Source organism: Sporomusaceae bacterium ACPt (assembly GCA_041428575.1).
GTDB lineage: Bacteria > Bacillota > Negativicutes > Sporomusales > Sporomusaceae > Sporomusa_D > Sporomusa_D carbonis.
The window spans coordinates 2,903,932-2,928,474 of the sequence record CP155570.1; the positions used below are offsets into that span (position 1 = coordinate 2,903,932).

A 24,543-nucleotide genomic window follows, 5' to 3' on the forward strand; every position below is an offset into this window, starting at 1 on the left:
CCACAAATATTAGACATGACCATAATAATCGCGATGAGCTACTACCGAAAAAGCATAGTCTAAGAGTGTTCCCCAACTAAATACCGGCAGATCAACTTCCCGCTGAATCGCCCGGGCGAAAGGCTGCATACCTGTACATTCCAACATAATTGCGCCAATATGAGGATTTGCTGCAACAAAAGCTTTGGCTGTATTGACCATCTGCTGCTCGGCTTTATCGAAATAGGCTTCCGGACATTCAGGCCGCTTCAGCGGGTTCCACAAATTATCAAATTCCGTGCAGCCATATTCATCCTGAGCCCCAGCTATTATATAATTACTTCCTGGCGTAATGCCGACATTTTTTAGATGTTCTTCACTTAGGAACTGTTTTTGGGCACAGATTATGCCGACAAATTTCTTCGGGCCGATAACTTGCTGAATAAAAGGAACCTGTAGTAAGCTTGACATAAATACCGGTACATCAACGGCTCCGGCCACATCTTTTTGAAAAAAGGCAAAGTATCCACATTCAGCGGCAATTGCCCTGCAGCCCAGCCGTTCCAGCTTTTTGGCGGCAGCGATTACCGCTTCCCGGCACTGCGCCGGATTCTTGTCATACACTAATGTTTTATTGGTTACCCCTTCAGCAATCTCATATTGTATCGGATACGGAAAAGCACTGGCATTGCGCACATCGCCGGGGAAACCAGGATAAGCGTCATTTAGCACTAAAATTCCTAAACCCATTCCATAACACACATGGTTTTTCCGGGCTTTAATATAATTAATCCCCATATCGCGATTTTGCCAAAAAATCATTGCAAATTGCCTCCTTTTTTTTACTTCTTAGTTTTTGTCAGTTGTTCCTGCCGAATTTGAAACAGGGTTTAGCCAAACACAATCTTTGCACACAACTACGTTTTGACTAAACCCTGGTGAAGAAAACATGCCTTGCACCGAGCCTTGGCAAAAGCAGAAACCGATGTTACCTTCATCCTGAGCAAAAATCATATTTTCGTTCAGGATGAAAAACCTATAGACCGAACCTTTGCTCCCATTTCTCCAATTTCTTTAATACAACATCATCGAGTTTGGGAACTTCGTGATTTTCCAGGATGTCTTTGATTTTATCCTTAATCTTGCCACTTACTTCCGAGAAGTCTTCATTATTCATCTTCCGGCTAAACAGACTGGGATACCATATTTTGCGGAAATTCTTATTGGTATGCGTTTCTGTCAAGTAATGCCCGCCTGGGCCTACTTTTTCTATTATATCAATGGCGAAATCTTCTTCTGCTACATCGATACCCGCAGTATAGTACTTTAATCCTTCAATAATTTCGTTAGCCAAAACAACTAGTTCGGGGGAAACATTTTTACAATGATCCATTACACCCACATCGTGAATAAGATTAGCCTTGCTTAGCATGGTGGAAAATATTTGAAAGGTGGCTTCCGATACCGCCTGTTCATCAATGACCCTGGCATCAGAACAACCTGCCGTGCCATAGAAAGGCAGACCGTAATAGGCGACTAAATCGGCCATAGCGGCTATGTTTAGATGGAACTCAGGCGCAGCATAACTGCCAATGGTTGTCCGCATGTCAAAAACAGACGGCATGGCGCCATAAATAAAGGGAGCGCCCTCGCTAACCAGTTGGCTGATAACTAATCCTGCCAGCGCTTCTGCATTGCACTGGGCCAAAGTGGCCGCTTTGCTCATCGGGGATGTCCCCCCCATCATACAATAGGGCATATACACAAAGGGTATGCGATTTTCCGCGCTGATGTATATTTTTTCGGTGCTTTCCAGCGGATGAGTCAACGGCGGTATGGGTTCGCAATAATTGAAGATAAACGGTTTTTCCTGCAATTTATCCAAGCCGCCTGCGATATCAGCGGCAATATCAATGACATCCTGCAGAGATTGAATATCATTGCTGGAAAAATTGATTGTTTTACTGAAGTTTTTTACGGTTTCAATAAAGGTGCTTTGGGTCTGAACTTTCGGGTCAACATCTGCCGTCATGCCTACCGATAATACAAAAAAGATGTTCGGCAGATAGTCGGCAACCTTACACATGGTTTTAATGTCTTTTTTCAGAAATTGACGCACCGTATTGGTAAAGGGATCCACGATCTCTAACTGGTCTGAATGGGTACCGAAATACACTTGATTTTCACTATTAATCACCATGGCCGGTGCCCCATCACGGGTATACAGTGTTATTTCTTTGGGAGCAGCCTTAAGAGCCCGGTCAACTAGTTTATGCGGGATACGGATTCGGCCATCCTCGCCCACAGTCGCGCCGTTGCCTAACAAAAGCTTTACGGTACGTTCCCCGGTTATTTTCATGCCGACATTTTCCATTATATACAGGCTTTTTTCATGAATCCTATGAATTTTCTCCTCATCAAGGACAGAAAACTCAATATTCCGTTTAATTGGCGCAGTCATCTATGTTCTCACGTTCCTTTCCTTCTACGCTAAAATGCGCATGGAATACTATTTTGCTTTATACACTCCTTCACGCAGATAAGCGTTCATTTCTTCTTTGTTCATATGACCAATACCCAGATAATCCAGGGTATAGCCTAGTTGATAGAAATCTCTTTGCAGGATTGCCGAAGCCAGATTAATCATCGAATCAATTACCGGCGTCTTTACCCCGAATTTCCTGCCTAACTCATGATAGACATGACAGCCTACGGGAATATCTTCGGTAATATATCTATTTTCCATGGTGAACGGGCCGGTGCCAAATTGAATCGGATCTTGCTGGTCAAACGGAATAACATAATCTTCACCCATATATTCGGCTCCTAACACGTTTTCCCGAGAGAAAAACTGTTCTTTTCTGTATGGCTGAATGCCGACACCCATGGCTTCGGCCAAAGCGCATTCCTCTTTATAGAAGGCATATTGCACCTCAGAAATTGACGGACAATAGGCGTGTGAATAAATGCTAAATTTATATTTATCCTCGCCAAAAATAACACCGAAGTTTTCCATAACGCCTACACCTAAAATGGTGCCAGGGCAGTGAAGCACCGGATTAACATTGCTAAAACCGGTATCCATTACCGTATCAGCGGCAACGGCGCCTTGTCCATAAGTTACTGCATCCATCGAGGGCAGGTATTTTGAGCTTTCAATGAAGGCTTCGGTATCATAAGCCGGCATGGCTGCGCCCCGTAAGGTGATGGCCCGGTAGTACACGCGAATCTGGGGTAAAATTACGCCGCCCTTGATTTCTACACGGCTGCCGTAGGTTGAACTAGACCAGCCACCGATAATAACCTGCTTGGTGCAGCCTGCTTCCCGCATCATCCTTCTTAGAATCAGCGAACCATAGTTATCGGGAAAAATGTGGATGACCATCCCGTCTTCTAATGCCGGGATTAATTTCTCAAAAAACGGTTTATGTCCCGCACAAGGCGTTGCCACAACTACTAGACCTGCCCCTTTGACCGCCTCAGCTACATCGGTGGTAACCTTTTCCATTTTAGCCCAGCCATGCCGTTCAAAACCATACAGATTCAGTTGGTCGCCGAAAAATTTAATCCCTGATTTTTCGATTCCAAATAATGATTTTTCCGCAAACGGCGGCAAATCACAAATACGAACCTTCGCTCCGCCCAAAGCGCAATCGCCGGCAATGGCCTTGCCTACAGCCCCTGCACCCAGTACAGCGATCGGTTTATCTTTTAAATACTCCATGTTTTTCATTGTTATTTCCTCCATAAATATGTTAATATTCAATTTTACAGACTATTTCTCATAGAATCCCTTGCGATGGGCTTTAATGTAGCCCATGCAGTACTCATCCTGCCCCAGCAGTGTTTTTGCGGCATAAATGAGTCCCATCATTCCCTTGTCTGTCGGATTCAGAATATAGCCATCCATACCGGCAGCCATGGTTTGCGATACAAACAACCGATTGAGGTATTGGCGGTTAGGTAATCCATAAGACACATTGCTTAGTCCGCACATAAAGTGCACGCCGGGATACTGTTCTTTGATCAGCCGGATGGTTTCCAGTACTTCCACCCCGGCTGTCCCCACACTGCTAACCGGTTTGACCAGGGGATCAAAATAAATGTCATCGTCCTTGACCCCAGCGGCAGTCAATTTTGCATATAGGCTTTTTACTACCCGCATGCGGTCAGCCGCGGTGTCAGGCATGCCACGGTCATCCATGCATAAGGCTACGATTTTCGCCTTGTATTTTTGTACCAGCGGTATGACGGCATCAAAGCGGGGGCCTTCATCTGTTATGGAGTTGATCATGGGTGTTCCGTACTTTACCAACTCCAAACCGGCTTCCAAAGCCTGCGGATTGGGGCTGTCAATGCATAAGGGAACTTTGACTGCTTCCTGGATGGTATTTACCAGCCACCGCATATTCTCAAGCTCATTGAAAACCTTATTACCGCAGTTAACATCGATATAATGGGCGCCGGCTTCGACCTGTTCCAGCGCTATCTGCTGGATAACCCGGGCATCTTTGTTATCTACCGCTTCACTAATAGACTTACGGCTGGTATTAATTAATTCGCCTACAATTACCAAAACGATTCCTCCAGTTTAATGTTTTGCCACCAAAGCAGTAGCCATTTCCTTGCATGCCACGGCATCCACGCAATAGCCGTCGGCGCCAATCTTTTCGGCGAACTCAGGATATAAAGGCGCACCGCCAACCAGAATCTTGACACTGTCTCTTAACCCGGCTGCGGCAAGGGCATCAATTGTTTCCTTCATCGCCATCATGGTTGTTGTTAGCAGCGCACACATGCCCACAATCTGCGGTTTATGTTCTTTTACCGCTTCCACGAATTGCTCTGGCGATATGTCAACCCCCAGATCAACAACATTGAAGCCGCCGCTTTCCAGAATCATAACAACCAAGTTCTTGCCGATATCATGCAAGTCTCCTTTTACCGTCCCCATCAAAAAGGTGGCCATACCTGCCGAATCGGCTGTCGAAAGCAGCGGTTTTACTAATTTCATGCCTTCTGCTAACGCCTTAGCCGACATCATAACCTCAGGAATGAACATTTCACCAGCTTTAAACTTAGGCGCCACAATATCCATGCCTGCCAACAGCCCGTTGTTGACAATATCCATCGGAGCCGCACCACCATCAATTAATTGCTGAGTAAGACTCTGTACACTTTCAGGGTCACCCTCAAATACTGCTTCTGCTACTTTTTTAAAATCACTCATTTCAACTGCCTCCATCCTATTAGATAATAGTAAAACCCTCTCCCTGCCAATAATCTGTGACAAACTGCGCGTACCACCCCCAAAACTACACAAAACACTACTGGGAAATAGTAATCGTATTAATGCTTACACCTTACTATTAATGCATCTTCCATGCCAATTTTAATAAATACGCAAAATATTACTTCCGGAGAATAAATAAAATGCCGGAAAAGCAAAGCTTTTCCGGTATTTTATTTATTTTGATTTTTAACAAAGTTCAGATAATAAGGTGTTCGAATATACCCGGTAATTTATGGTTTTGAGCGACATTCCGATTCGTATCCGAAGCAGACTGATTCAATTGCGCTTCACTTTTAGCCATTATGATCTTAGCTGTCAGAACTATATAAGTTGAATTAAGTTTTTTGTATAATTAAAGCTTACAACAAAGCCGTTGGATAACAGATTCTGGCTCAATACTAATAGCAGCCAGAAATGCCTCTACATTTTCCCTGATTTCAGGAACCGTTTTATAAAATACATTGTAAATGACTTTTTCTTTCAGCCATTTCCATAAGCCTTCGATTAAATTTAAGTTCGGGCTATATGCTGGCAGAAACATTTACATTTTTCAGGAAACCAAGAAATACTTCTGCATCATAAGATTCATGTTCTTCGCAGTAAACTTCTCCAGTTTCATAGTTCAGATAGCCAACCATTCCTTTCGCTTCGCTCAAGGCACAAAACGGAATCTTCCGGCTTCGCTGCACGATATTTTGGCGACACTTGCTCGCCCGGAGCAATGGCTCACTTTAGTGTAACGACTCCGTGGAAGGAATCAAACCGGCCGTCCTGAGTTATTCACTTCTTGAGACTCGGCTGGTTTTTTATTGCCTTCACACAGTCGCCCCCTCTTTCTCGATACCTTGCACAATGGGTACTTAATCCAAAGGTTTCTGCTGCGCGTCTGTAATAATTGTATTTTCGACAATAATCTATATCTTTAATTACTAGATCGCAACAGATTATCCTCCTTGGTACACTGTTATTCGGCAAGCCATCTGACACAAAAAAGAGTTATCGCAGGCAACTACCCTAGATTCGCGTTCTAAAGGTCCTGCTTGTCAAAGCTTATCTTCTTGCGTGACGCACTTATCCTCATCGCCGGAATACCATATCAGCCTGAATAAAAAGATTGTCTGTACCGGCAAACTCAAGTTTGATGCCTTTTTCAGTGGCTACCGGCTGAAATGAACGGCGGGTTCCTGGCCATTCCGGATGTGCAATTTTATGCTTGGCTATTCAAAAACAGCCTCATATTCTCTCGACGATAGCGGCAATACCCTGACCGCCGCCAATACACAGAGTAGCCAAACCAAGTTTTGCATCTTTATGTTCCATGGCATGGAGAAGAGTTACTAAAATCCGTGCACCACTGGCGCCAATCGGGTGACCAAGAGCAATTGCCCCGCCATAAGGATTTACTTTGTCTTTGGCGAAGCCTAATTCTTTACCAACAGCAAGAAACTGAGCCGCAAATGCCTCATTGGCCTCAATCAGGTCAATATCATTGATGGTTAGACCGGCTTTAGCAAGGGCCTTACGGGTGGCAGGAACAGGTCCTACTCCCATGACACTTGGATCAACGCCTGCAGAAGCACAAGCGCGAATCCGGGCCATAGGCGTAATGCCAAATTCCTTAGCTTTATCGCCGGACATAATTACCAGTGCCGCAGCACCGTCATTAATCCCTGACGCGTTACCCGCCGTAACGGTTCCGTCCTTTTTAAAGGCAGGTTTTAATTTTCCTAACGCTTCGATAGTTGTACCTGCCCGGGGATATTCATCGGTATCAAATACAACTTCACCTTTTTTAGTTTTTATGGTAACAGGCATTATTTCCTTTTTAAATACACCATCGGCAATGGCTTTAGCCGCTTTGCCCTGAGATTCCAGTGCCAGTTGGTCTTGTTCGTCACGGCTAATTCCGTATTTCTCCGCAACATTTTCTGCAGTAATCCCCATGTGATAGTCATTAAACGCACACCATAGACCATCTTGGATCATAACGTCGGTAACTTTGGAATTCCCCATACGATAGCCCCAGCGGGATTTAGCGTCCAACAGATAGGGCGCATTGGTCATGCTTTCCATACCACCGGCAACAATGATATCGGCGTCGCCAGCCATAATGGCCTGGGCTGCCAGAGCAACTGTTTTTAAACCTGAGCCGCAAACTTTATTAACTGTATAGGCAGGCACTTCATGCGGCAGTCCGGCTTTGACGGCAGCCTGACGTGCAGGATTCTGCCCTAAACCGGCCTGCAATACATTGCCGAAAATAACCTCATCAATACTGTCTTTCGCTATACCGGCACGGGAAATAGCTTCACTGATTACTTTTGCCCCTAATTCGGCTGCGGAAAAAGGCGCCAGGGAGCCGTTAAAACTACCGATTGCCGTGCGTACAGCACTTACAATAACAACTTCTCTCATTGTCTTTACCTCCGTTTTGTTCAATATATCAACACATCAGCCTATAGGAAATGCAAACCAACAATAAAGATAACGCCGGAGAATATCAGTGCCGTTACACAATACCCCATGATGTCGCGTACACCCAAGCCGGCAATGGCCAATGCCGGCAGCGCCCAGAAGGGCTGAGCCATATTCATCCAGGCCTCACCATAGGCGATAGCCATTGCTGCTTTGCCCAAATCGGCGCCCAATGCCTGGGCCGCCGGTATGACGAAAGGTCCCTGCACAACCCAGTGCCCGCCACCGGATGGTACGGCAAAGTTGATTAAGGCCGAGCTAAAGAAGGCCATAATGGGAAAGGTTTCAGCGGTGGCAACATTGACAAACCAGTTGGTAATAATACCGCCAAGCCCTGAATGTTCCATCATAATTTGAATGCCGGCGTAGAAGGGAAATTGAATGAGTATCCCGGCTGTCCCACGCGCAGCAGCACTAATGGCACGGACATAAGCCATTGGTGTCTTATGCAGCAAAACACCAGCTGTCAGGAAAATCATATTTACCGTATTGACGTTAATATCGAAACCTTTTTTGGCAAAGTATGCGCCGAGATAAACAATGCCAAGTACCCCGACCACCAGCGCCAAAATACGGCTTTCTTCGATTTTTTCAGCCCAGGTAGCCTCTGGCCCTAATGCTTTGACAACCGCGGCAGTGTCATCTTGCAAGAGCGCGGGGTCTATGGCAATGATTTCATTTTCTTTAGGCATCATCATCCGTGCAAGCATGGGTACCAATATGATTAAGGCAACAGTAATAAAAATGTTGTAGGTAGTAAAAATGGTGCTGGATATGGGTATAAGCCCGGCTATTTTCTCCATCGGATTGCCCTTGGTGGCAGCTACCAGGGGAATTGAGGCAGATAAACCGCCATGCCAGGTCAAAAAGCCCATATAAGCGGTGGCGATTAACAGCCGGTAGTCTGATTTCGGAATCCGGCGGGCTACTTCCCGGGCAAACATTGCCCCCACAACCAAACCGAAGCCCCAGTTGATGGCGCAGGCTACAGCAGAACTGAAGCCTACCAGCATCACACCCTGAGCCGGTGTTTTGGCCACCGAAGCCAGCCGGGTCATGGCTCTTTTAACAGGAGACGAACTGGCTAACGCATGTCCGGTGACAAGAACAAGGGCCATTTGCATAGCAAACCCCAGCAGGTTCCAGAATCCGTCGCCCCACATGTTTACCATATCCATGGCCGAGTGCGGCGTAATGGTAATGCCCAGAAAGAAGGTAATAATTGTAAGCAATATTGCAAATACTAATGGATCTGGCAGATACTTGTTTACGATATTGGTAAAAAACTTTGAAATGACTCCTACCATTGTGTATAGCCCCCTTATTACGAAATATTTTGCATCGGTATGAGATTTTCGCTGATAATAAACTCAGCCTCAGTATTGGCTTTAACAAATTCCACATCCACCCCTGCGGCAATTTCTTCTAAAACAAGCCCTTCCTTGGTCACGCGAAATACGCCAAGCTCAGTAATAATCAAATCGACTACACCTTTACCCGTAAGCGGCAGATTGCATTTTTTAAGGATTTTGGCAGAACCGTCTTTGGCACAATGCTCCATGGCAATAATAACTTTCTTTGCCCCTGTCACCAAATCCATGGCCCCCCCCATACCCGGCACCATTTTTCCCGGAACCATCCAGTTGGCCAGGTTTCCGCTCTGATCTACCTGCAGGCCGCCCAGTACGGTAACGTCAACATGTCCGCCGCGGATTAGCGCAAACGACAGGGCACTGTCAAACATGGCCCCGCCGGGAATAATCCCGCACGGTTGACCTCCTGCATTTACCAGATTGTCATCCTCGGCCCCGGCTAAAGAGCCCAGGCCAACAAAACCGTTTTCGGACTGCAGTATTACGTCAACACCTTCGGGTAAGTAATTGGCAACCATTGTCGGTAAACCGATGCCCAAATTTACGACATCACCATTTTCCAATTCCAGAGCGACACGTCTGGCAATCATCTCTTTTGCGTTCATCTTAGCAGCCTCCCAAATAAACAATTTTGTCTACTACCACGCCCGGAGTCATGACTTCATCGGGATTTATCGCTCCAACTTCAACAAGCTCATCCACTTCGGCGATGACTACATCTGCAGCCATGGCCATTAAGGGATTAAAATTACGGGCCGATTTATCATAAATCAGGTTGCCGGCCTTATCTGCTTTTTTGGCTTTTATCAAAGCAACGTTGGCGCGGAGCGGTTTTTCCAAAAGATACTCGACACCGTCAACACATAGCTTTGGTTTACCTTCCTCTACCACAGTTCCAACACCAGTCGGAGTAAGTACACCGCCTAAACCGGCTCCGCCACAGCGGATTCTTTCTGCTAACGTGCCTTGCGGTACTAAGTCAACCTCCAGTTCTTTGGCAATCATTTGTTTACCGGTTTCAGGATTAGTGCCAATATGAGAGGCTATTACCTTCTTGACCTGACGGTTCACTACAAGCTTACCCACCCCCTTAGCGGGGAAGCCAGTATCATTAGCAATTAAGGTAATATTTTGAACATTTTTCTCAATCATGGCACCAATCAATCTTTCCGGTGTCCCAACAGCCAAAAAACCGCCGACCATTACCGTCATTCCATCTTTTAGATACTCGGAAATTTGCTCAATACTCGCTTGTTTGTTTGTCATGTGCAACCTCCTGATTACTAAATTTAAATCCGTAATTATCTAAAAGCATATTTCATGCCAAAAAAGCAAAAGGTCTTATCGAAAATTGATAAGACCTTTTGTGTGTCCACAACTACTGGTTTGAAGCCGGTTCTCCCAGGTTAACTACAATGATTCGCAACTCATTTTCCCTAGGTAACCCGCAGAGCAAATGCGCAAATTTTTGCGCATTGGGAACTTTTTTGCATACTTAATCCAGCTCATATTCTTGAATCTTGTACAAAATTGAACGCCTGCTCATTCCTAATTCTTTGGCTGTTTTTACCTTATTGCCGTGATTGCGCTGCAGCGCTTCCTTAATGAGCATACACTCGACTTTCTTGATCATTTCTTTTAATGTTTGCCCTGCCGCCTTTTCCAGTCCAAGCGAACTTTTTAGTTGGTTCTCCCGGCTGTCTTTACTCTCTCTGATACTCTCAGGCAAGTCTTCGGGGAAGATCATGCCGCCGGTACTCATAATAACGGCACGTTCAACCACATTGGCCAGTTCACGTACATTTCCCGGCCAACTGTAGTCTTCCAAGAGGCTTAAGGCGTCTGGATCAAAGCCAATAATATCCTTGTCGTTTTCTTTCATAAATTTCTGCAAGAAATACCCGGCCAATAGCTCAATGTCTTCTTTACGCTCCCTGAGCGGCGGAGCTGACAGGCACACGACATTCAGCCGGTAATACAGGTCCTGCCGGAATTCCCCCTGTTTTACCATTTCTTCAAGATTACGGTTAGTTGCCGCAATCACCCGGATGTCGGTCTTAATGGTTTCATTGCCACCCACTCGTTCAAATTCCCGTTCTTGGAGCACGCGTAACAGCTTGACCTGTAAGTTGGGCGAAATTTCCCCAATCTCATCCAAGAATATCGTACCTTGATCGGCTTGTTCAAACCGTCCCGGCCGGCGCATAACGGCCCCGGTAAACGCCCCCTTCTCATGTCCAAACAGTTCACTCTCCAAAAGGCCCTCAGGCAATGCCCCACAGTTGATCTTGATAAAAGGACCATTTTTCCGCTTACTGTTATAGTGGATTGTATTGGCAATCAACTCTTTGCCTGTACCGCTCTCGCCAGTAATAAGCACACTGGCGTTACTCTGGGCGATTTTGGCGATTGTTCTGCATAACTCCTGCATCTTGGGACTATTTGTCAATATTTTGTCCAAACGATAACTTTCAGCTAGCTGACGGTTTAGAACGTCAATTTTCTCGGTCATTTTTCTTAATTGAATGGCCCGATTCACTAACAGTTTTACTTCCTCAATATCAAACGGTTTTATAACATAGTCGAATGCCCCTAGCTTAATGGCTTCCACGGCCGTTTCCACGGCTGCATAAGCCGTCATTAGAATAACAGTAACATTTTGTCTTATTTTTCGCATTTCCTTGAATGCTGTTATTCCGTCAATGTTCGGCATGCGAATGTCCATCAGGATTAACTCAGGCTGAACAGCCCTGAATTGGACCAATGCCTCTTCGCCGCTGTCAGCGCACACCACTTGATACCCTTCCCGTTTTAAAACAGCAGCTAATAATTTGCGCACACTCTCCTCATCATCAACAACTAACACCGTATAATTACTGTTCACTATCTTCGCCTCCACGCTGTACAACAGGAAATTGCAAGGTAACTCTTGTCCCCCGGCCCACATCACTTTTGATATCGACCTGTCCATGATGCGCGTTAATGATCCGTTGCACCACCGCCAACCCAAGTCCGGTTCCAGTTGCTTTTGTAGTGAAAAAGGGATCAAAAACCTTGTCTAAATCCGCCGGTTTAATGCCACTGCCGGTATCGGCAATCCTTACATAAACAAAACTACCGTGTTCCTGCCAGGTTGTAATCTCAATCATGCCCCGGTCTTGTATTGCCTGAACGGCGTTAATAAACAAATTCAGGAAAACCTGTTTGAGTTGCTCCGGATCCCCTTCGATAGCAGGCAGCGTCTCAGCAAACTGCAGCTTGAACTCAACTTTACGTCTTGTGCCTGTATTTTTAACCAATACGAGTGTTTCCTCAATTAAGCTTTTTAGTTCTACAAGCTTATAATCGGTTTTACAGGGCCGGGCAAAATATAACAGTGTCTCAATAACACGGTTTACCCGGTCCACTTCTTTGATAATGATCGGCATGTATTCTTGTCGCTCTTGGTCACTGTCAGTACTCTGCAGATATTGCACAAATCCTTTGATTGCGGTTAACGGGTTCCGTATTTCGTGGGCGACACCTGCCATCAATTCCCCTAAGGAAGCCAATCGTTCGGCTCTAATCATCTGGGTCTGCAAACGGTGTTGCTCTGTTAAATCCTTAAATACAACTACTGCCCCAATGATTTTGTCGGTGCTGTCCTTTAACCGGCTGGTACTGATACTTATATGAATATACTTGTTCTTGACCGGATAATCCATCTCAATCCCGATATAATTTGTTCCTGTCACCAGCGTATCTAAAAGCAGACTATTAAAGTGTTTGCCCTCACAAAAGATTTCCTTGTAAGGTTTGTCGATAATTTCTTCCACCGTAAAGCCTGTTAGGGTTTCAGCAGACTTATTGACACTTGTAATCATCCCATTAGTATCGACAGTTATGACACCATCGGCAATACTGTGCATGATGTTTTCGTTTAATGTCCGGGCATTCACGAGCGAATGTGCCATATGGTTGATAGCGTCACTAATCTGCCCCAGCTCACCCTGCATGGGAATAATCCCTTTTCGCAAATCAAATCTGAGACTTTCGAGTCCATCTTTAATGGTCTCCACATCATGGATAAAGCCCCGCGTCATCCAAAACATTAAAATCATACTTAGAATAATTCCAATACTTACCGACAAATAAATGTTATAGTCAATAGCCGCCATTTGCGCATGGATGTCATCTGTCAGCTCGTTTGCCCAGATATAGCCAATTGTTTCTCCATGGCGTACAATAGGTATCATCGCGTTCATAATGTTTCCCCGGACAAGAGGAGCAAACTCAACCAACCGTTCGCTTGTACTCATAACCTTACGGCCAGGATGAGTCGGTCCGATAGGAATGCCCACTTTATCGGCATAATACTCACTTGGACCGTAAGTAATGATTGCGTCAAGTTCTTTACTGTAGTAACCGGCCCCAACTCCGGGATAAGCGCGGGTAACAGTATCTGTATAATTTTCCAAAGCTTCATTCAATACTTTAATTTGGGTCGTTCGGTCAGCATGCAGCGCCTGCTTTTTCTGTAATATGCTGCTATAATCTTCGCCAAGATACTTGTCCAACAGCATAGCAATACCGAACAGTTTATCTTGTTTTTCCGCCAATAGTGCTTCTTGTGTCTTTAATTTAATAATATATCCGGTAACAAGTATAGGTACACTCACTATGATCAACGTAAACAAAATCATTTTATTTCGCAAGGTCTGCGGCAACAAACGTCTCATATGCCCTCCTTCTCTTTCCTGTTGCAAGTTTTTTCTCATTGAGCTACATTCGCAGGATAACGTGCCTTTTCAGAGTGAATGATAGACGTTTTCTCTGACTGCAACGCTATGTCCTGCTATGTTCTTACCTATACTAACAGGAAATTTCCGTTAACTGTGCTGCAGGTGATAACCTTCTTCCCGTCCAATCTTAAGACAAAGGCAACCTTAAAAAAACAGTAATTTGTCCACATTAGACAAATTACTGTTTCCCTGTTGGGCTCTAAGCATATATTTGCCAATGAATAGGGACATGGGACACTGTACCTGTGTTCCATGTGGTGTCAACGCTCTACAGTAAATGACGTGCAGTTTTTCCAGCGTTGTCATATTTTTGTCATATTTCCATGATATTGTTTGTATAGGTCAGCGATACAGCACCGGTTCTTCAGTAAGCATCGCTCACTGCTTCCGGCAAGCCGGTGCACAGCCATCGTAGGCGCCATAGTAAATAGCATTTTACGGGAGGATATATGATGAAGAAGAAAATTTTGACCATTCTCACAGGTAGCATGTTAGTAGCGAGTGTCAGCTTCGCCGCGCCGATTACCGACTTACAGCAAGGCGAAAGCACTATTGGTTACAATCACTATGACTTAGATGCAGCTGGACAAAATATTGACACAGATAGTTTCTATCTGGAAAACGCAATCGCAGATAAAGTGATTGTCGGCATTGAAAGAAACTCCTATTCTATTCCGGGCGCTGACGCTAAGACAACTGATGTCTATGCGCACTATAAGCTCGACCAGAACATCCGCCTCATTGTTGGCAACCGGGACTACAGTAACGGTCCAAATAAAATGTTTTACGGTATAGGAGCCAATACTAACTTAGCCCCTAAACTTGACGGCTACGCCTCTGTGACATCAAGCAGTATTGCTACCGAGTGGCAAACAGGAGTAAATTACAAGTTAAACAATCAGGCTGCCCTCCATCTTGGCTACAAATCATACAAAGAAGACGGTGCTGCAACGGCTGATGGCTTAGGGTTTGGTGTAAACTATAAGTTCTAACCTTTTCCTGGCGAAGACTCTGTCCTGGCTGAAGGTAACTATACTAATGCTACCAGGGAGCAGTCTGTCATTTTTCTCCAAATATAAACGCAAAGAACCCGCGAATTCGCGGGTTCTTTGCCTTCTAATGCCATTTCCGAACCGTTCGTTATTCTTGATAGACGATTTTGCCGCCGGCAATTGTCCACAATACTCTTGTCTTGGGTATATCTTCCGGTTGGACAGTCAAAATATCCTGTGAAACCAGAATCAGATCAGCCAATTTTCCTGGTCTAAGCGTCCCTTTAGTGGTTTCGCTAAACTCAGCATACGCACTGCCGCTAGTATATGCTCGCAGAGATTCTATGACAGATAGTTTTTGTCCGGGTACCCAGCCTGCAGGATGCCGGCCATCTTGTGTCTGCCGGGTTACCGCCGCATAAATACCCAAAAAGGGGTTCAACGGCACAACAGGCCAATCGGTACCAAAAGAAACCGCGACTCCGGCATCCAGGAGGGAACGAAAGGCATAAGCCATTTGGCAACGTCTGCTGCCAATACGGCTCTTGGCCCAGCACCCGTCTTCATAAACATGACCAGGCTGAACCGAAGCCAGAATACCCAGCCGCGCCAGCCGCGCAATATCACCCGGCAGCAGATGCTGCGCGTGTTCAATGCGAAACCGCCGGTCCCGCGGCCCGTTTTCTTTAATCACAGCTTCAAATATATCAAGCAACAAATGATTGGCTTTATCGCCGATAGCATGAATAGAGACAGGCAACCCGGCTTTATCAGCAGCGGCAATTCTCTCGCGCATTATTCCCTCAGGAAGCATCTGGTCTGCCAGTAAGCCATTGGTTCCGGGCGCATCGTCGTAAGGCTCGAACATGAGCGCTGTCCCCGATCCCAGGGAGCCATCGACAAACCCCTTTACCCCGCCCAAACGCAGCCAGGCATCATTGCAAAAACCTGCATCCACCAGTGCCAGTTGTTTTTTCCACTCGGTAATTTGGGTACGGGCATAAATGCGCAAGGTAAGCTGCTGTTGTTGTTGGAAGCGTCGGAAGGTTTCCCAGTCATTCCAATCGCTCCACGCGGTTATATCTTGAACTGAGGTAACTCCCAACCGGGCTGCATGTTGCATAGCTGCCGCAAGTGCCTTGTCATATTGTTGTTGCGTAGGAGTGGGAATACACTGTTGCACAAGCTTGATAGCGTTGTCTTTGAGAATGCCGGTAGGCTCTCCGGTATAAGGATCTCTCTCAATGGCACCACCCGCAGGATCACCAGTGAACCTGTTAATTCCGGCTAAGCTGAGAGCAGCACTATTGGCAAAGCCGATATGGAGGTCACTACGGCTGACAAAAACGGGAATATGCGGGGTAAATCTGTCAATCCATTCTTTAACAGGTGTTTGGGCCTGCGCCCACTGGTCGTTATTCCAACCCCCGCCCGTAATCCAGCACCCGCTCGGAGTATTAGCTGCGCGGGCGGTAATGGTTTGAATAAATTCCTCCTTGCTCTTAACCTCGCGCAGGTCAAGTGACAGGAGTTGAAACCCTCCTACCATCAAATGGGTATGATTATCAATAAACCCAGGCAAAACCAAGTGTCCTGCCGCATCCAATACTTTGGTGTTTTTGCCCTGAATCAAGCGAATCTCATCATTCGAACCAACAGCCGTAATCGTATCGGCCTTGATGGCCAAAGCTTGAGCATAAGGCAAAGAAGGTTCACCGGTCCAGATGCGGGCGTTGATTACCACTAAATCAGGTTGAGTTGTCATGCACTACCGGCCTCCCAGCATCATTTTTCCCTTAGTTTCCGGTATTGTTAAAGTTCTCTCTTACAAGGGTTATCCCTTCAAGGAACAGGGACAGGTGTACCTACATCCTTAAATAAAAACAAATCAGCTATTATCCATTATCAGACAAATAGCTGATTCCGTTTTTACAAAAATCCCAGATTTGCATGATATAGGCGGTCCGCGACCCTGCCTCTGCAATCTGGTGGTCTCAGTATATACAATTACTTTTGACTTGCGCAACTATATAGTATCCAATAAAGATGTACAGGCGTGTTGTTAGTATAAGCGTAAGTCAAGCGCCAGCGGTGGAGCGTTACTAACAACACGCCCAGAAAAAAATCTTTATTGGATTTCATATAATCCATATAGCACCAAATTTCTAAGATTTTAACGGAGCTTATCTTAATATTTATCTGATAATATCGAAATACTAAAGGCAGAATCCCTTTAACTTTGCTAGCTTTGCCAATTATTTCAACAATCAAAATGTATAGAAAAGGCGGGAATTAGCATGTGGGAAAAGCAGATCGACATCAATAAGATAGCAGAAATCCGCGCGAAGACAACGGTCTATTTTGGCGTAGGAGCAATCCAGAAAATTAAGGATATTGCTGTCAACTTGTCCGCGCAGGGAATCCGCAAAGCAGTCGTAATAACAGGAAAATCATCGCATATTAAAACAGGCGCATGGGAAGTTGTCAAAAAAGCTCTGGACGAACAAGGCCTAGGCTATACCATGTACAGCAAAGTGACCCCGAATCCAACAGTTGACCAAGTAGACGAAGCTGCGAAGCAGGCTCAAGCATTTGGGGCGGATACCGTAATTGCGATTGGTGGCGGCAGTCCGATTGACGCGGCCAAGAGTGTAGCCATATTACTGGCTTATCCGGAAAAAAACGCGCGAGACATCTATGAATTCAAATTTACTCCCGAAAAAGCAGCGCCGATCGTTGCCATTAATCTTACACACGGCACCGGCACTGAAGCGGACCGCTTCGCAGTGGTCAGCATCCCGGAAAAGGAATACAAACCCGCCATTGCATATGATTGCATCTATCCATTGTATTCTATCGATGATCCGGCGCTGATGACCATGCTGCCGCCCGATCAGACGCTATATGTGTCTATTGACGCCGTCAATCATGTAGTGGAGGCCGCGACTACAATCATACAAAATCCGTTTGCGGTCAGCTTAGCAGGTGAAACAATTAAGCTAATTCATAAATATTTACCTCACGCAGTAAAGAATCCCAAGGACTTGGAAGCCCGCTACTTCCTACTGTACGCATCCATGATCGCCGGGATCTCTTTTGACAATGGATTATTGCATTTCACCCATGCGCTGGAGCACCCGCTCAGCGGAGTCAAACCTGATCTCACGCACGGTCTGGGGCTGGGAATCCTCCTCCCTGCGGTTGTCCGGCAAATTTATCCCGCCAAATCGGAAATACTCGCCGATATTTTAGCGCCCCTCGTGCCAGGCTTGACAGGATCGCCTGATGAAGCGGAGAAGGCGTATGATGGTCTCAGGAAATGGCTGAAAGACCTGGGCGTGAAAGAACGACTGACCGACGAAGGATTTACGGAAAAAGATTTAGACAAACTCACGCAACTGGCCTTTGAAACTCCGAGTCTGGAATTGTTGCTCAGCATGGCTCCTGTGCCGGCTACGAAGGAAACGGTAAGGGAAATTTATAACAATTCACTGTAAAACTTGAAATCGCACTCTGGGCACCCCACCGTAGCGGGTAATCTCCTATTACCCAATGCGCTCTAAGTCGTTTCTTGTCCAAGTCATACGCTTGGCTAACTTTTTCTCTCGGCAGACTTGCCAGAGTGCAGGGTAAGCGTAAAAGTATCCCCACATAGCGTATATGCTTCAATCCTGGGATAATGATCTCAGGAGGGATAAGCTGTATGGAAAATACAATAACAAGCAAGCGTAAGGCCTACTGTGCTGTCGAAAAAGCAGCGCTGATAGCAGCATATAAAGCCAGTGGCCTAAGCAAAAAAGAATGGTGCCAGGAAAATGCTATTGGCCTGAGCACATTGCAGAGATGGCTGCAGCACGAAAAAAAGCAGGACCAGCCGCAACCGGTACAAAACTGGATTCCTGTCATCCAGGCTGCGCCAGAACGATCAGCCAGCCTCGAAATACAAATCGGCAAATGCAAAATTGCCGTAGATACTAAAACAGATAAAAAACTCTTGGCAACGGTGCTTGGCGTACTGGTGGAAGTATGCTGAAACTATCGGAACATACACCAGTCTTTTTAGCCTGCGGGGACACCGATATGTGTAAATCCATTAATGGCTTAAGCGCATTGGTGCAGCATAGTTTTAAGTTGGATCCGTTTCAAAAAGCACTGTTCGTCTTTTGCAACAAACAACGCAATCGAATAAAGATTTTAACTTGGGAAGACAACGGCTTTTGGCTGCATTTAAAGCGCTTGGAACGAGGCCGTTTCAAATGGCCGACACTTGACGACGCCACCATGGCGCTTACCACAGAAGAACTGTGGAACCTGATTCAAAGCCCGGGCATCGAACAAAAACTGCGTCGCACGCAAGTTTTAAAAAGCCGCTAAAGTATTGATTTTACTGGCTTTTTGCCTCATTTTCCGGTATAATAGAAGATAAGAAAAATGGTATCGGAAATGAGGATTTTTTCTTGCAAACACAGGCACAGCTTGAAGAAGAAAATGCGGAATTAAAGAAACGCGTTCAGGAATTGGAAGCGCTCAACAAGTGGTATATGGAGCAGTTGAAGCTGCTTCGCCAAAAAAGTTTGGCGCTTCTTCGGAAAAAAGTAAACGCGATGACCAGGAACAGTTAAACCTCTTCAATGAGGCGGAAGCTGAGCGCCAACCGATTGCTGTGGAGCCGGACGTGGAAACCATCAGTTATCAGCGCAAAAAGGGTAAACGCGGAGAAAACATAAAGGACTTGCCGGTAGAAGTGATTGAATATACTCTGCCAGAAGGTGAACAGACCTGCCCTGCTTGCGGTGAAGAGCTGCATGTTATGAGCAAGGAAGTACGTAAGGAATTGACGATTGTTCCGGCAAAGGTCAAGGTTATCGAGCACGTAAACTATGTATACGGTTGCCGAAATTGCGAGAAAAACAATATAGAGACGCCGATCATCACGGCTAACGCGCCGAAAGCGTTGCTGCCTAAGAGCATGGTATCCGCCGAGCTTATGGCCTATATCATGAGCCAAAAATTCGTCAATGCTATGCCGCTGTATCGGCAGGAGCAGGAATTTAAGCGGCTTGGCGTAACGCTTTCCCGCCAAAACCTGTCCAACTGGGTTATTAAAGGTGTCGCACTTTTGGAGCCTTTGTTAGCAGCCCTAAAAAAAGAGTTGCTTTCAAGGGATCTGTTGCACGCCGATGAAACTACTCTGGAAGTGTTGTGTGAACCCGGCAGACCGGCACAGACAGATTCCTATATGTGGTTATATCGAACGTCCGGGGATACGGATCATCCGGTTGTGCTCTATGACTACCAGGAAGGGCGCAGCGGGCAATTTGCCAAGGCGTACCTTGCAGGGTTTTCCGGCTATCTTCAGACCGATGGTTGGCATGGCTATCACAAGGTAGAAGAAGCCGGTGTAACCTTGTGCGGCTGTTGGGCACATGTTCGGAGAAAATTCAATGAAGCCTTGGTCGGCCCTGCGGCTAAACAGCCGGATAGTAAAGAAGCGATAGGTCTTGCCTATTGCAATAAGCTTTTCGACGTTGAAAAAAAGGCCGAGCACATGACGCCGGAAGAACGGCATGAACTAAGGCAAAAAGAAGCTAAACCAATTATCGAAGAGTTTTATAAATGGATAGAAGCTTGTTGGGCTGATACCTTGCCGCAAAGTCTACTGGGCAAGGCGCTTACCTATGCCCAAAATCAGAAAAAGTATCTGACAGCCTATTTGGCCGATGGCCGCATCGAAATATCGAATAATCGTGCGGAGCGATCTATCAAGCCTTTTGTGATTGGACGAAAAAACTGGCTGTTTTGCAATACGCCTGGTGGCGCAAAATCGTCCGCCGCTGTTTACAGCATAATCCAAACGGCCATAGAAAACGGATTAAATCCACAAGCTTATCTGGAATATGCCTTTAGGCAAATCCAACTGCAGGATACGCTCTGTATTGAAAAACTACTTCCGTGGGCTGAAGAAATTCCTGTAAGCTGTAAAATGCCTAATAAAAAAGCATAACGGTTCCAACAGCCATCTGATGTTTTATCATATCGTACATCAGGTGGTTTTTTATTGATAGGTGGTTTTGCTTTGACGCTTACAGTGCAGGAAAAAGCTGAATGCCGCTTAGAAGATACTGCGAAACGCAAAAAAAAAACCCCGTCAGCCGGTTTTATCCCGCGAACGAGGCTTGTCATATATTCTTGGTCATCTCAAGTGGGATTTGCATAGTGAATCAGCAAATGGGTGATGATTCTCGCTTTATAACCCACCTTTATCCAAATTTATCTTTATAAATCAGGCTGATTCAGCTGTGCCGGCACCCGTTCCACTGCCTTGCGTTTCAACTAAGTACCGGTGCTGTAGAGGTTTATCCGGTTTAACAAACTGCCAAATAACTGCTCCAATTATTCCCGCTATTCCCGTAGCCAAAATAGCCGAATCCCAGCCGTAAACCGTGACTATCCATGCGGTAAGCGGGGGAGCGGTCGCGCCGATAAGATTGCCGCATAAATTCATCCAGCCGGACACAGTGCCGGAAAAACGACCGGCAATATCAGTGCAACTGGTCCAGGCGGAATTCATATTGAACCCGAGAAAAGCCAACGCAATTGACAACCACATCACGGTCATCCATCTGTCCGTTTCGGTTGCCGCAAGGTACAAGCCAGCGCAGCACAACAGCAAACCTACCGTAGCAAAGGGAGTACGGATTTTGTTTTTCGATACTCCCCTTTTCAGCAGGTAATCGCTGACAAAGGCACACACCCAGTTACCCAAAACTATGCCTATGCTGGGTAACGCCGCCGCAAACCCCATCTCTGTCAACGAGAAGTGACGAGCTTCCATCAAATAAAGCGGTAGCCAGGACATAAACACATAAGATATATAATTCGCCATACCCAATTGTAAACCGATGGCCCAAAACTGACTCGATCCAAAAAAATCTCTCCACGGTGGCATTATTTTTTTGTCGTCAGTCACAAATTCCCGCCCGTCGGTAATGTACTGCAACTCTGCGGCGTTTACAAAAGAACTTTCATGCGGATGTGTCCTTATGAGAACCCAATAGCCAAGGGCTATCACCAGCCCCATTAAGCCAAATGAGACAAATACCCACTTCCAGCCCCAATTTACCATAATGAATACAGCCAGAGGCATGCCCACAATCGGTCCGCTATATGTGCCCATCAACATAAAGCCAACGGCTTTTGCCCGCTCATGCTTGGGAAACCAGTTGGAGAAGGCAGCATTTAATGCAGGAAAAACAGGCGCCTCCCCTATCCCGAACAGGCCACGAATCACAAGCCAGCTCCAAAGCTGTTGGCATGCAGCCGTTATGCTCGTGAAAAACGACCACCATGTTAGAGCAAACGGGAGAATTTTCCGGTGACCGAAGAATTCCGTGGCTGTACCCGAGGGCATCTGAAAAAGTGCATAACATACAAAAAATACCGTTTGCATCATGCCGATCTCAATTTTTGTAAAGTGAAGCTCTTCTATGATTGCTGGTGTAGCAACCGACAAATTTACCCTGTCCATATAAGACATAAACGTCATGAGCATAGCGAAAACAGCTAACGTCCAACGAAAATTTGAGCGTTTTACAGTATCCATTACACGGCCTCCATTAATCATTTTTACTGGAAAAAAGCGACTATTGCTACGTTTTAACTTGCATTTCGCAGTCTTTTGAAAAAAATATATAATAGTAGTCAACCATATGAGCATCTAAAATTAACATTAGCACATATACAACTCCAGCCAACACTCACCACTAACTCTACCAGTTGACACATAATATGTTTTTTTTAAATTCATTTCCTTAATGAAGAAACCACCACCTGCCTCATTTAGTCCGCATCCATCTAAAATAACCATTGCAGCTTTAGCTGCCGTCTTTTCCGCCAGACCTAGTAGTTTGCAAATATTATACTTTTCCATGTCGAGTTTATTTAGCGTTTTAATGAAATTCTCACCCTGGTGTTTATCAATTCCTATTAATGCCAACCCAGGACTTTCAGGAAAAGCTACTATACATATATCTTTTGCTATAAATTCCATTTGACTTTGGGCTGGCTGAAGTTTTTCAAAAGGAGAACCTATTACTCCTCCGCCCACCTCTTTCAACGTGTGATTAGTTAAACTTAAAGCAACTACGTCAATATTTTCTATTGCAAAAATCTTGCTCTGTTTAGCTAACCAATAGTCAATGGCTACCGGATCCTTTACCTTTTCAAGCGCGTATTTTTCACTTTCTATTTGTTTTCGTAAATTCAGTATTACATCAAAAAACAGAGGTGGGTCATTGTTCCCATATCCCATTACTAATAGTGTAATTAGCGGGCTTACTACTAAATTAAAAGCAAAAACAAACAACAATACCACTCTTTCTTAAATGAAATATATGATCGTTGCAATGTGAAGCAAAGCAGCAAGCAGCCTCTGGATACGGTACGCGCGCACGCAAAAATTTGCGCAGTGCAATAAAAGGCAAACACAAAATTCTTGGCAGACCTACTCGTGATTCTTGTTAATTTTTGTTTTTCGTTTTAACCATCTTTCTGATGGACAGCCAAACTCTTCGCCTGAATCTAAAATTAATTCCTCAAATTCAATTTCAGGAACGTGCTCGGCTTTAACTATTTTAGCAACTTCAGTCCCCTTGATACCTTCGTTGGCGATTGCTTCAATAATATTATGTTCATTCCTGAAAACTTGTTCCGGTGGAAATTCATATACATCAAATTCCAATCCTTCCCCCGAAACTCCAATTACTCTTACAGGACGATTGAGAATACTAATTATTTTTTTTTCTATTTCCGTTAAATTAATTCGATCTATCTGTAATCCAGTAATTTTAACGACTGTTTTATCAACGTAGGCAATTATACGATCGCAGCCCATTAAATTTTCAACTCCAATCTTCCATCATCGGCTTTAATAAATACTTTAAATTTTCATAAAGGCAGTCGTAAACACGCCTAGTTACGTAACGTTCCTTGCGGAGACTGATTTAGTGACCTGCTGCAAATAATGTTCTCAGATATATGCTCTGGGTCGCTATGTCTCCGCCCGAAACCATTTTTTTCAACTCTCAAGAAATAGTATATATTCATCCTATTTCAAAGAATATTTATTTTTTACTGGATACTGGGCAAAGATCGCTTGGGCAACTTTCGTTGCTATATCTTTGCAGTTAACATTTTCTGATAAAGCTTCTAAGACTGCTTTAGCGCCACTCACAGCTTCCACTGTCGGTCCTGGCAAGGTAACAATCAATTTATCTTCAAAATTACCTACCACGATTTTTGCCAACAAATGTCCATTACTACCGCATATCTCAACAGATTCACTATTTTCTATTAATTCAATTACAGCAGTGTGAGTACAATCTACCGCTAAACTACTATTAAATGCTTTACCACCACCGGAACCACCTGTTAAAAATATTATTCCCTTACCTTTACCCCAGCCCCGAACCTCTTGTTGAATGACCTCTTTAATATCATCTTGAGGAGTAGATCTAACTACTTTACACTCAGGCCATAAACTAATGACCAGTTCCATTATTTTCGGAGAATTTGTATCAAGCACAAGTCCATTCCTAATTTCATCTCCTGTAGGAATGATAACAATCTCTTCCATTTTAACTTTGCCCACT

22 protein-coding genes and 1 pseudogene are annotated in these 24,543 nt (G+C 45.1%); 5 read left to right on the top strand and 18 right to left on the bottom strand.

The window, feature by feature from the left end:
* Positions 1 to 9 precede the first annotated feature (9 nt).
* From SCACP_RS15100 to atoS, 13 genes are all read right to left on the bottom strand, one after another.
* A complete protein-coding gene (locus tag SCACP_RS15100; protein ID WP_425058312.1) occupies positions 10 to 801 on the bottom strand; it encodes an aspartate/glutamate racemase family protein in 792 nt (263 codons plus the stop codon).
* Positions 802 to 1,015: 214 nt separating this feature from the next.
* On the bottom strand, positions 1,016 to 2,440 hold the full coding sequence (locus SCACP_RS15105; protein ID WP_425058313.1) for a trimethylamine methyltransferase family protein: 1,425 nt from the start codon (positions 2,438 to 2,440) through the stop codon (positions 1,016 to 1,018).
* 48 nt (positions 2,441 to 2,488) lie between these two features.
* Complete coding sequence (locus SCACP_RS15110; RefSeq protein ID WP_425058314.1) at positions 2,489 to 3,712, bottom strand: NAD/NADP octopine/nopaline dehydrogenase family protein; 1,224 nt, start codon at positions 3,710 to 3,712, stop codon at positions 2,489 to 2,491.
* Positions 3,713 to 3,754: 42 nt separating this feature from the next.
* Complete coding sequence (locus tag SCACP_RS15115) at positions 3,755 to 4,555, bottom strand: methyltetrahydrofolate cobalamin methyltransferase (protein WP_425058315.1); 801 nt, start codon at positions 4,553 to 4,555, stop codon at positions 3,755 to 3,757.
* Positions 4,556 to 4,570: 15 nt separating this feature from the next.
* Positions 4,571 to 5,209, bottom strand: coding sequence for a corrinoid protein (locus SCACP_RS15120; protein ID WP_425058316.1), 639 nt, complete (start codon positions 5,207 to 5,209; stop codon positions 4,571 to 4,573).
* A gap of 415 nt (positions 5,210 to 5,624) precedes the next feature.
* Positions 5,625 to 5,813 carry a transposase gene (locus SCACP_RS15125; protein ID WP_425058317.1) on the bottom strand — a complete coding sequence of 63 codons (189 nt, stop codon included), beginning with the start codon at positions 5,811 to 5,813 and terminating at the stop codon, positions 5,625 to 5,627.
* The gene (locus SCACP_RS15130; RefSeq protein ID WP_425058318.1) at positions 5,794 to 5,928 is read right to left on the bottom strand and encodes a hypothetical protein; all 135 of its coding nucleotides are present in this window, start codon (positions 5,926 to 5,928) and stop codon (positions 5,794 to 5,796) included. The genes SCACP_RS15125 and SCACP_RS15130 overlap by 20 nt, the downstream gene beginning before the upstream one ends.
* Before the next feature lie 577 nt (positions 5,929 to 6,505).
* The gene (locus SCACP_RS15135) at positions 6,506 to 7,687 is read right to left on the bottom strand and encodes an acetyl-CoA C-acetyltransferase (RefSeq protein WP_425058319.1); all 1,182 of its coding nucleotides are present in this window, start codon (positions 7,685 to 7,687) and stop codon (positions 6,506 to 6,508) included.
* Positions 7,688 to 7,728: 41 nt separating this feature from the next.
* Complete coding sequence (locus tag SCACP_RS15140; protein WP_425058321.1) at positions 7,729 to 9,054, bottom strand: TIGR00366 family protein; 1,326 nt, start codon at positions 9,052 to 9,054, stop codon at positions 7,729 to 7,731.
* A gap of 17 nt (positions 9,055 to 9,071) precedes the next feature.
* Complete coding sequence (locus SCACP_RS15145; protein WP_425058322.1) at positions 9,072 to 9,725, bottom strand: 3-oxoacid CoA-transferase subunit B; 654 nt, start codon at positions 9,723 to 9,725, stop codon at positions 9,072 to 9,074.
* A gap of 1 nt (position 9,726) precedes the next feature.
* Positions 9,727 to 10,386, bottom strand: a complete 660-nt coding sequence (atoD, locus tag SCACP_RS15150; RefSeq protein WP_425058323.1) for an acetate CoA-transferase subunit alpha — start codon at positions 10,384 to 10,386, stop codon at positions 9,727 to 9,729.
* Between the two features lie 229 nt (positions 10,387 to 10,615).
* Positions 10,616 to 12,007: an acetoacetate metabolism transcriptional regulator AtoC gene (atoC, locus tag SCACP_RS15155; RefSeq protein ID WP_425061420.1), complete on the bottom strand. Its 1,392-nt coding sequence runs from the start codon at positions 12,005 to 12,007 to the stop codon at positions 10,616 to 10,618.
* Entirely contained in the window at positions 11,994 to 13,838 is a 1,845-nt protein-coding gene (gene atoS, locus SCACP_RS15160; protein WP_425058324.1) for a two-component system sensor histidine kinase AtoS, read from the bottom strand. Before atoS ends, atoC begins: the two co-directional genes overlap by 14 nt.
* A gap of 512 nt (positions 13,839 to 14,350) precedes the next feature.
* Between atoS and SCACP_RS15165 the strand changes: the two genes are divergently transcribed.
* Complete coding sequence (locus tag SCACP_RS15165; protein WP_425058325.1) at positions 14,351 to 14,893, top strand: hypothetical protein; 543 nt, start codon at positions 14,351 to 14,353, stop codon at positions 14,891 to 14,893.
* A 148-nt stretch (positions 14,894 to 15,041) separates the two neighbouring features.
* Here SCACP_RS15165 and SCACP_RS15170 read toward each other — a convergent pair whose 3' ends face one another.
* Positions 15,042 to 16,658 carry an amidohydrolase gene (locus SCACP_RS15170; protein WP_425058326.1) on the bottom strand — a complete coding sequence of 539 codons (1,617 nt, stop codon included), beginning with the start codon at positions 16,656 to 16,658 and terminating at the stop codon, positions 15,042 to 15,044.
* Between the two features lie 532 nt (positions 16,659 to 17,190).
* On the opposite strand from SCACP_RS15170, the gene SCACP_RS15175 reads away from it, so the two are divergent.
* The 4 genes and pseudogenes from SCACP_RS15175 to tnpC all read left to right on the top strand — a co-directional run bounded on the left by SCACP_RS15175 (position 17,191) and on the right by tnpC (position 20,897).
* Positions 17,191 to 18,390: an iron-containing alcohol dehydrogenase gene (locus tag SCACP_RS15175; RefSeq protein ID WP_425058327.1), complete on the top strand. Its 1,200-nt coding sequence runs from the start codon at positions 17,191 to 17,193 to the stop codon at positions 18,388 to 18,390.
* A gap of 206 nt (positions 18,391 to 18,596) precedes the next feature.
* Positions 18,597 to 18,926, top strand: coding sequence for an IS66 family insertion sequence element accessory protein TnpA (gene tnpA, locus SCACP_RS15180; protein ID WP_425057958.1), 330 nt, complete (start codon positions 18,597 to 18,599; stop codon positions 18,924 to 18,926).
* Complete coding sequence (gene tnpB / locus SCACP_RS15185) at positions 18,920 to 19,267, top strand: IS66 family insertion sequence element accessory protein TnpB (protein WP_425058328.1); 348 nt, start codon at positions 18,920 to 18,922, stop codon at positions 19,265 to 19,267. The genes tnpA and tnpB overlap by 7 nt, the downstream gene beginning before the upstream one ends.
* Before the next feature lie 62 nt (positions 19,268 to 19,329).
* Positions 19,330 to 20,897 (top strand): annotated as a pseudogene (gene tnpC / locus SCACP_RS15190) (IS66 family transposase).
* Between the two features lie 279 nt (positions 20,898 to 21,176).
* On the opposite strand, the gene SCACP_RS15195 reads toward tnpC, so the two are convergent.
* The 4 genes from SCACP_RS15195 to SCACP_RS15210 all read right to left on the bottom strand — a co-directional run bounded on the left by SCACP_RS15195 (position 21,177) and on the right by SCACP_RS15210 (position 24,542).
* Positions 21,177 to 22,496, bottom strand: coding sequence for an MFS transporter (locus SCACP_RS15195; protein ID WP_425058329.1), 1,320 nt, complete (start codon positions 22,494 to 22,496; stop codon positions 21,177 to 21,179).
* Positions 22,497 to 22,622: 126 nt separating this feature from the next.
* Complete coding sequence (locus SCACP_RS15200; protein WP_425058330.1) at positions 22,623 to 23,267, bottom strand: hypothetical protein; 645 nt, start codon at positions 23,265 to 23,267, stop codon at positions 22,623 to 22,625.
* A gap of 129 nt (positions 23,268 to 23,396) precedes the next feature.
* Positions 23,397 to 23,786, bottom strand: coding sequence for a hypothetical protein (locus tag SCACP_RS15205; RefSeq protein ID WP_425058331.1), 390 nt, complete (start codon positions 23,784 to 23,786; stop codon positions 23,397 to 23,399).
* A gap of 213 nt (positions 23,787 to 23,999) precedes the next feature.
* The gene (locus SCACP_RS15210) at positions 24,000 to 24,542 is read right to left on the bottom strand and encodes a molybdopterin-binding protein (protein WP_425058332.1); all 543 of its coding nucleotides are present in this window, start codon (positions 24,540 to 24,542) and stop codon (positions 24,000 to 24,002) included.
* Position 24,543 lies beyond the last annotated feature (1 nt).

Bases quoted from the DNA above. Each gene is read 5' to 3' on its own strand.
- SCACP_RS15100 (WP_425058312.1), bottom strand. From the start codon at position 801: ATGATTTTTTGGCAAAATCGCGATATGGGGATTAATTATATTAAAGCC.
- SCACP_RS15105 (WP_425058313.1), bottom strand. From the start codon at position 2,440: ATGACTGCGCCAATTAAACGGAATATTGAGTTTTCTGTCCTTGATGAG.
- SCACP_RS15110 (WP_425058314.1), bottom strand. From the start codon at position 3,712: ATGAAAAACATGGAGTATTTAAAAGATAAACCGATCGCTGTACTGGGT.
- SCACP_RS15120 (WP_425058316.1), bottom strand. From the start codon at position 5,209: ATGAGTGATTTTAAAAAAGTAGCAGAAGCAGTATTTGAGGGTGACCCT.
- SCACP_RS15125 (WP_425058317.1), bottom strand. From the start codon at position 5,813: ATGTTTCTGCCAGCATATAGCCCGAACTTAAATTTAATCGAAGGCTTA.
- SCACP_RS15135 (WP_425058319.1), bottom strand. From the start codon at position 7,687: ATGAGAGAAGTTGTTATTGTAAGTGCTGTACGCACGGCAATCGGTAGT.
- SCACP_RS15140 (WP_425058321.1), bottom strand. From the start codon at position 9,054: ATGGTAGGAGTCATTTCAAAGTTTTTTACCAATATCGTAAACAAGTAT.
- SCACP_RS15145 (WP_425058322.1), bottom strand. From the start codon at position 9,725: ATGAACGCAAAAGAGATGATTGCCAGACGTGTCGCTCTGGAATTGGAA.
- atoD (WP_425058323.1), bottom strand. From the start codon at position 10,386: ATGACAAACAAACAAGCGAGTATTGAGCAAATTTCCGAGTATCTAAAA.
- atoS (WP_425058324.1), bottom strand. From the start codon at position 13,838: ATGAGACGTTTGTTGCCGCAGACCTTGCGAAATAAAATGATTTTGTTT.
- SCACP_RS15165 (WP_425058325.1), top strand. From the start codon at position 14,351: ATGATGAAGAAGAAAATTTTGACCATTCTCACAGGTAGCATGTTAGTA.
- SCACP_RS15170 (WP_425058326.1), bottom strand. From the start codon at position 16,658: ATGACAACTCAACCTGATTTAGTGGTAATCAACGCCCGCATCTGGACC.
- SCACP_RS15175 (WP_425058327.1), top strand. From the start codon at position 17,191: ATGTGGGAAAAGCAGATCGACATCAATAAGATAGCAGAAATCCGCGCG.
- tnpA (WP_425057958.1), top strand. From the start codon at position 18,597: ATGGAAAATACAATAACAAGCAAGCGTAAGGCCTACTGTGCTGTCGAA.
- tnpB (WP_425058328.1), top strand. From the start codon at position 18,920: ATGCTGAAACTATCGGAACATACACCAGTCTTTTTAGCCTGCGGGGAC.
- SCACP_RS15195 (WP_425058329.1), bottom strand. From the start codon at position 22,496: ATGGATACTGTAAAACGCTCAAATTTTCGTTGGACGTTAGCTGTTTTC.
- SCACP_RS15205 (WP_425058331.1), bottom strand. From the start codon at position 23,786: ATGGGCTGCGATCGTATAATTGCCTACGTTGATAAAACAGTCGTTAAA.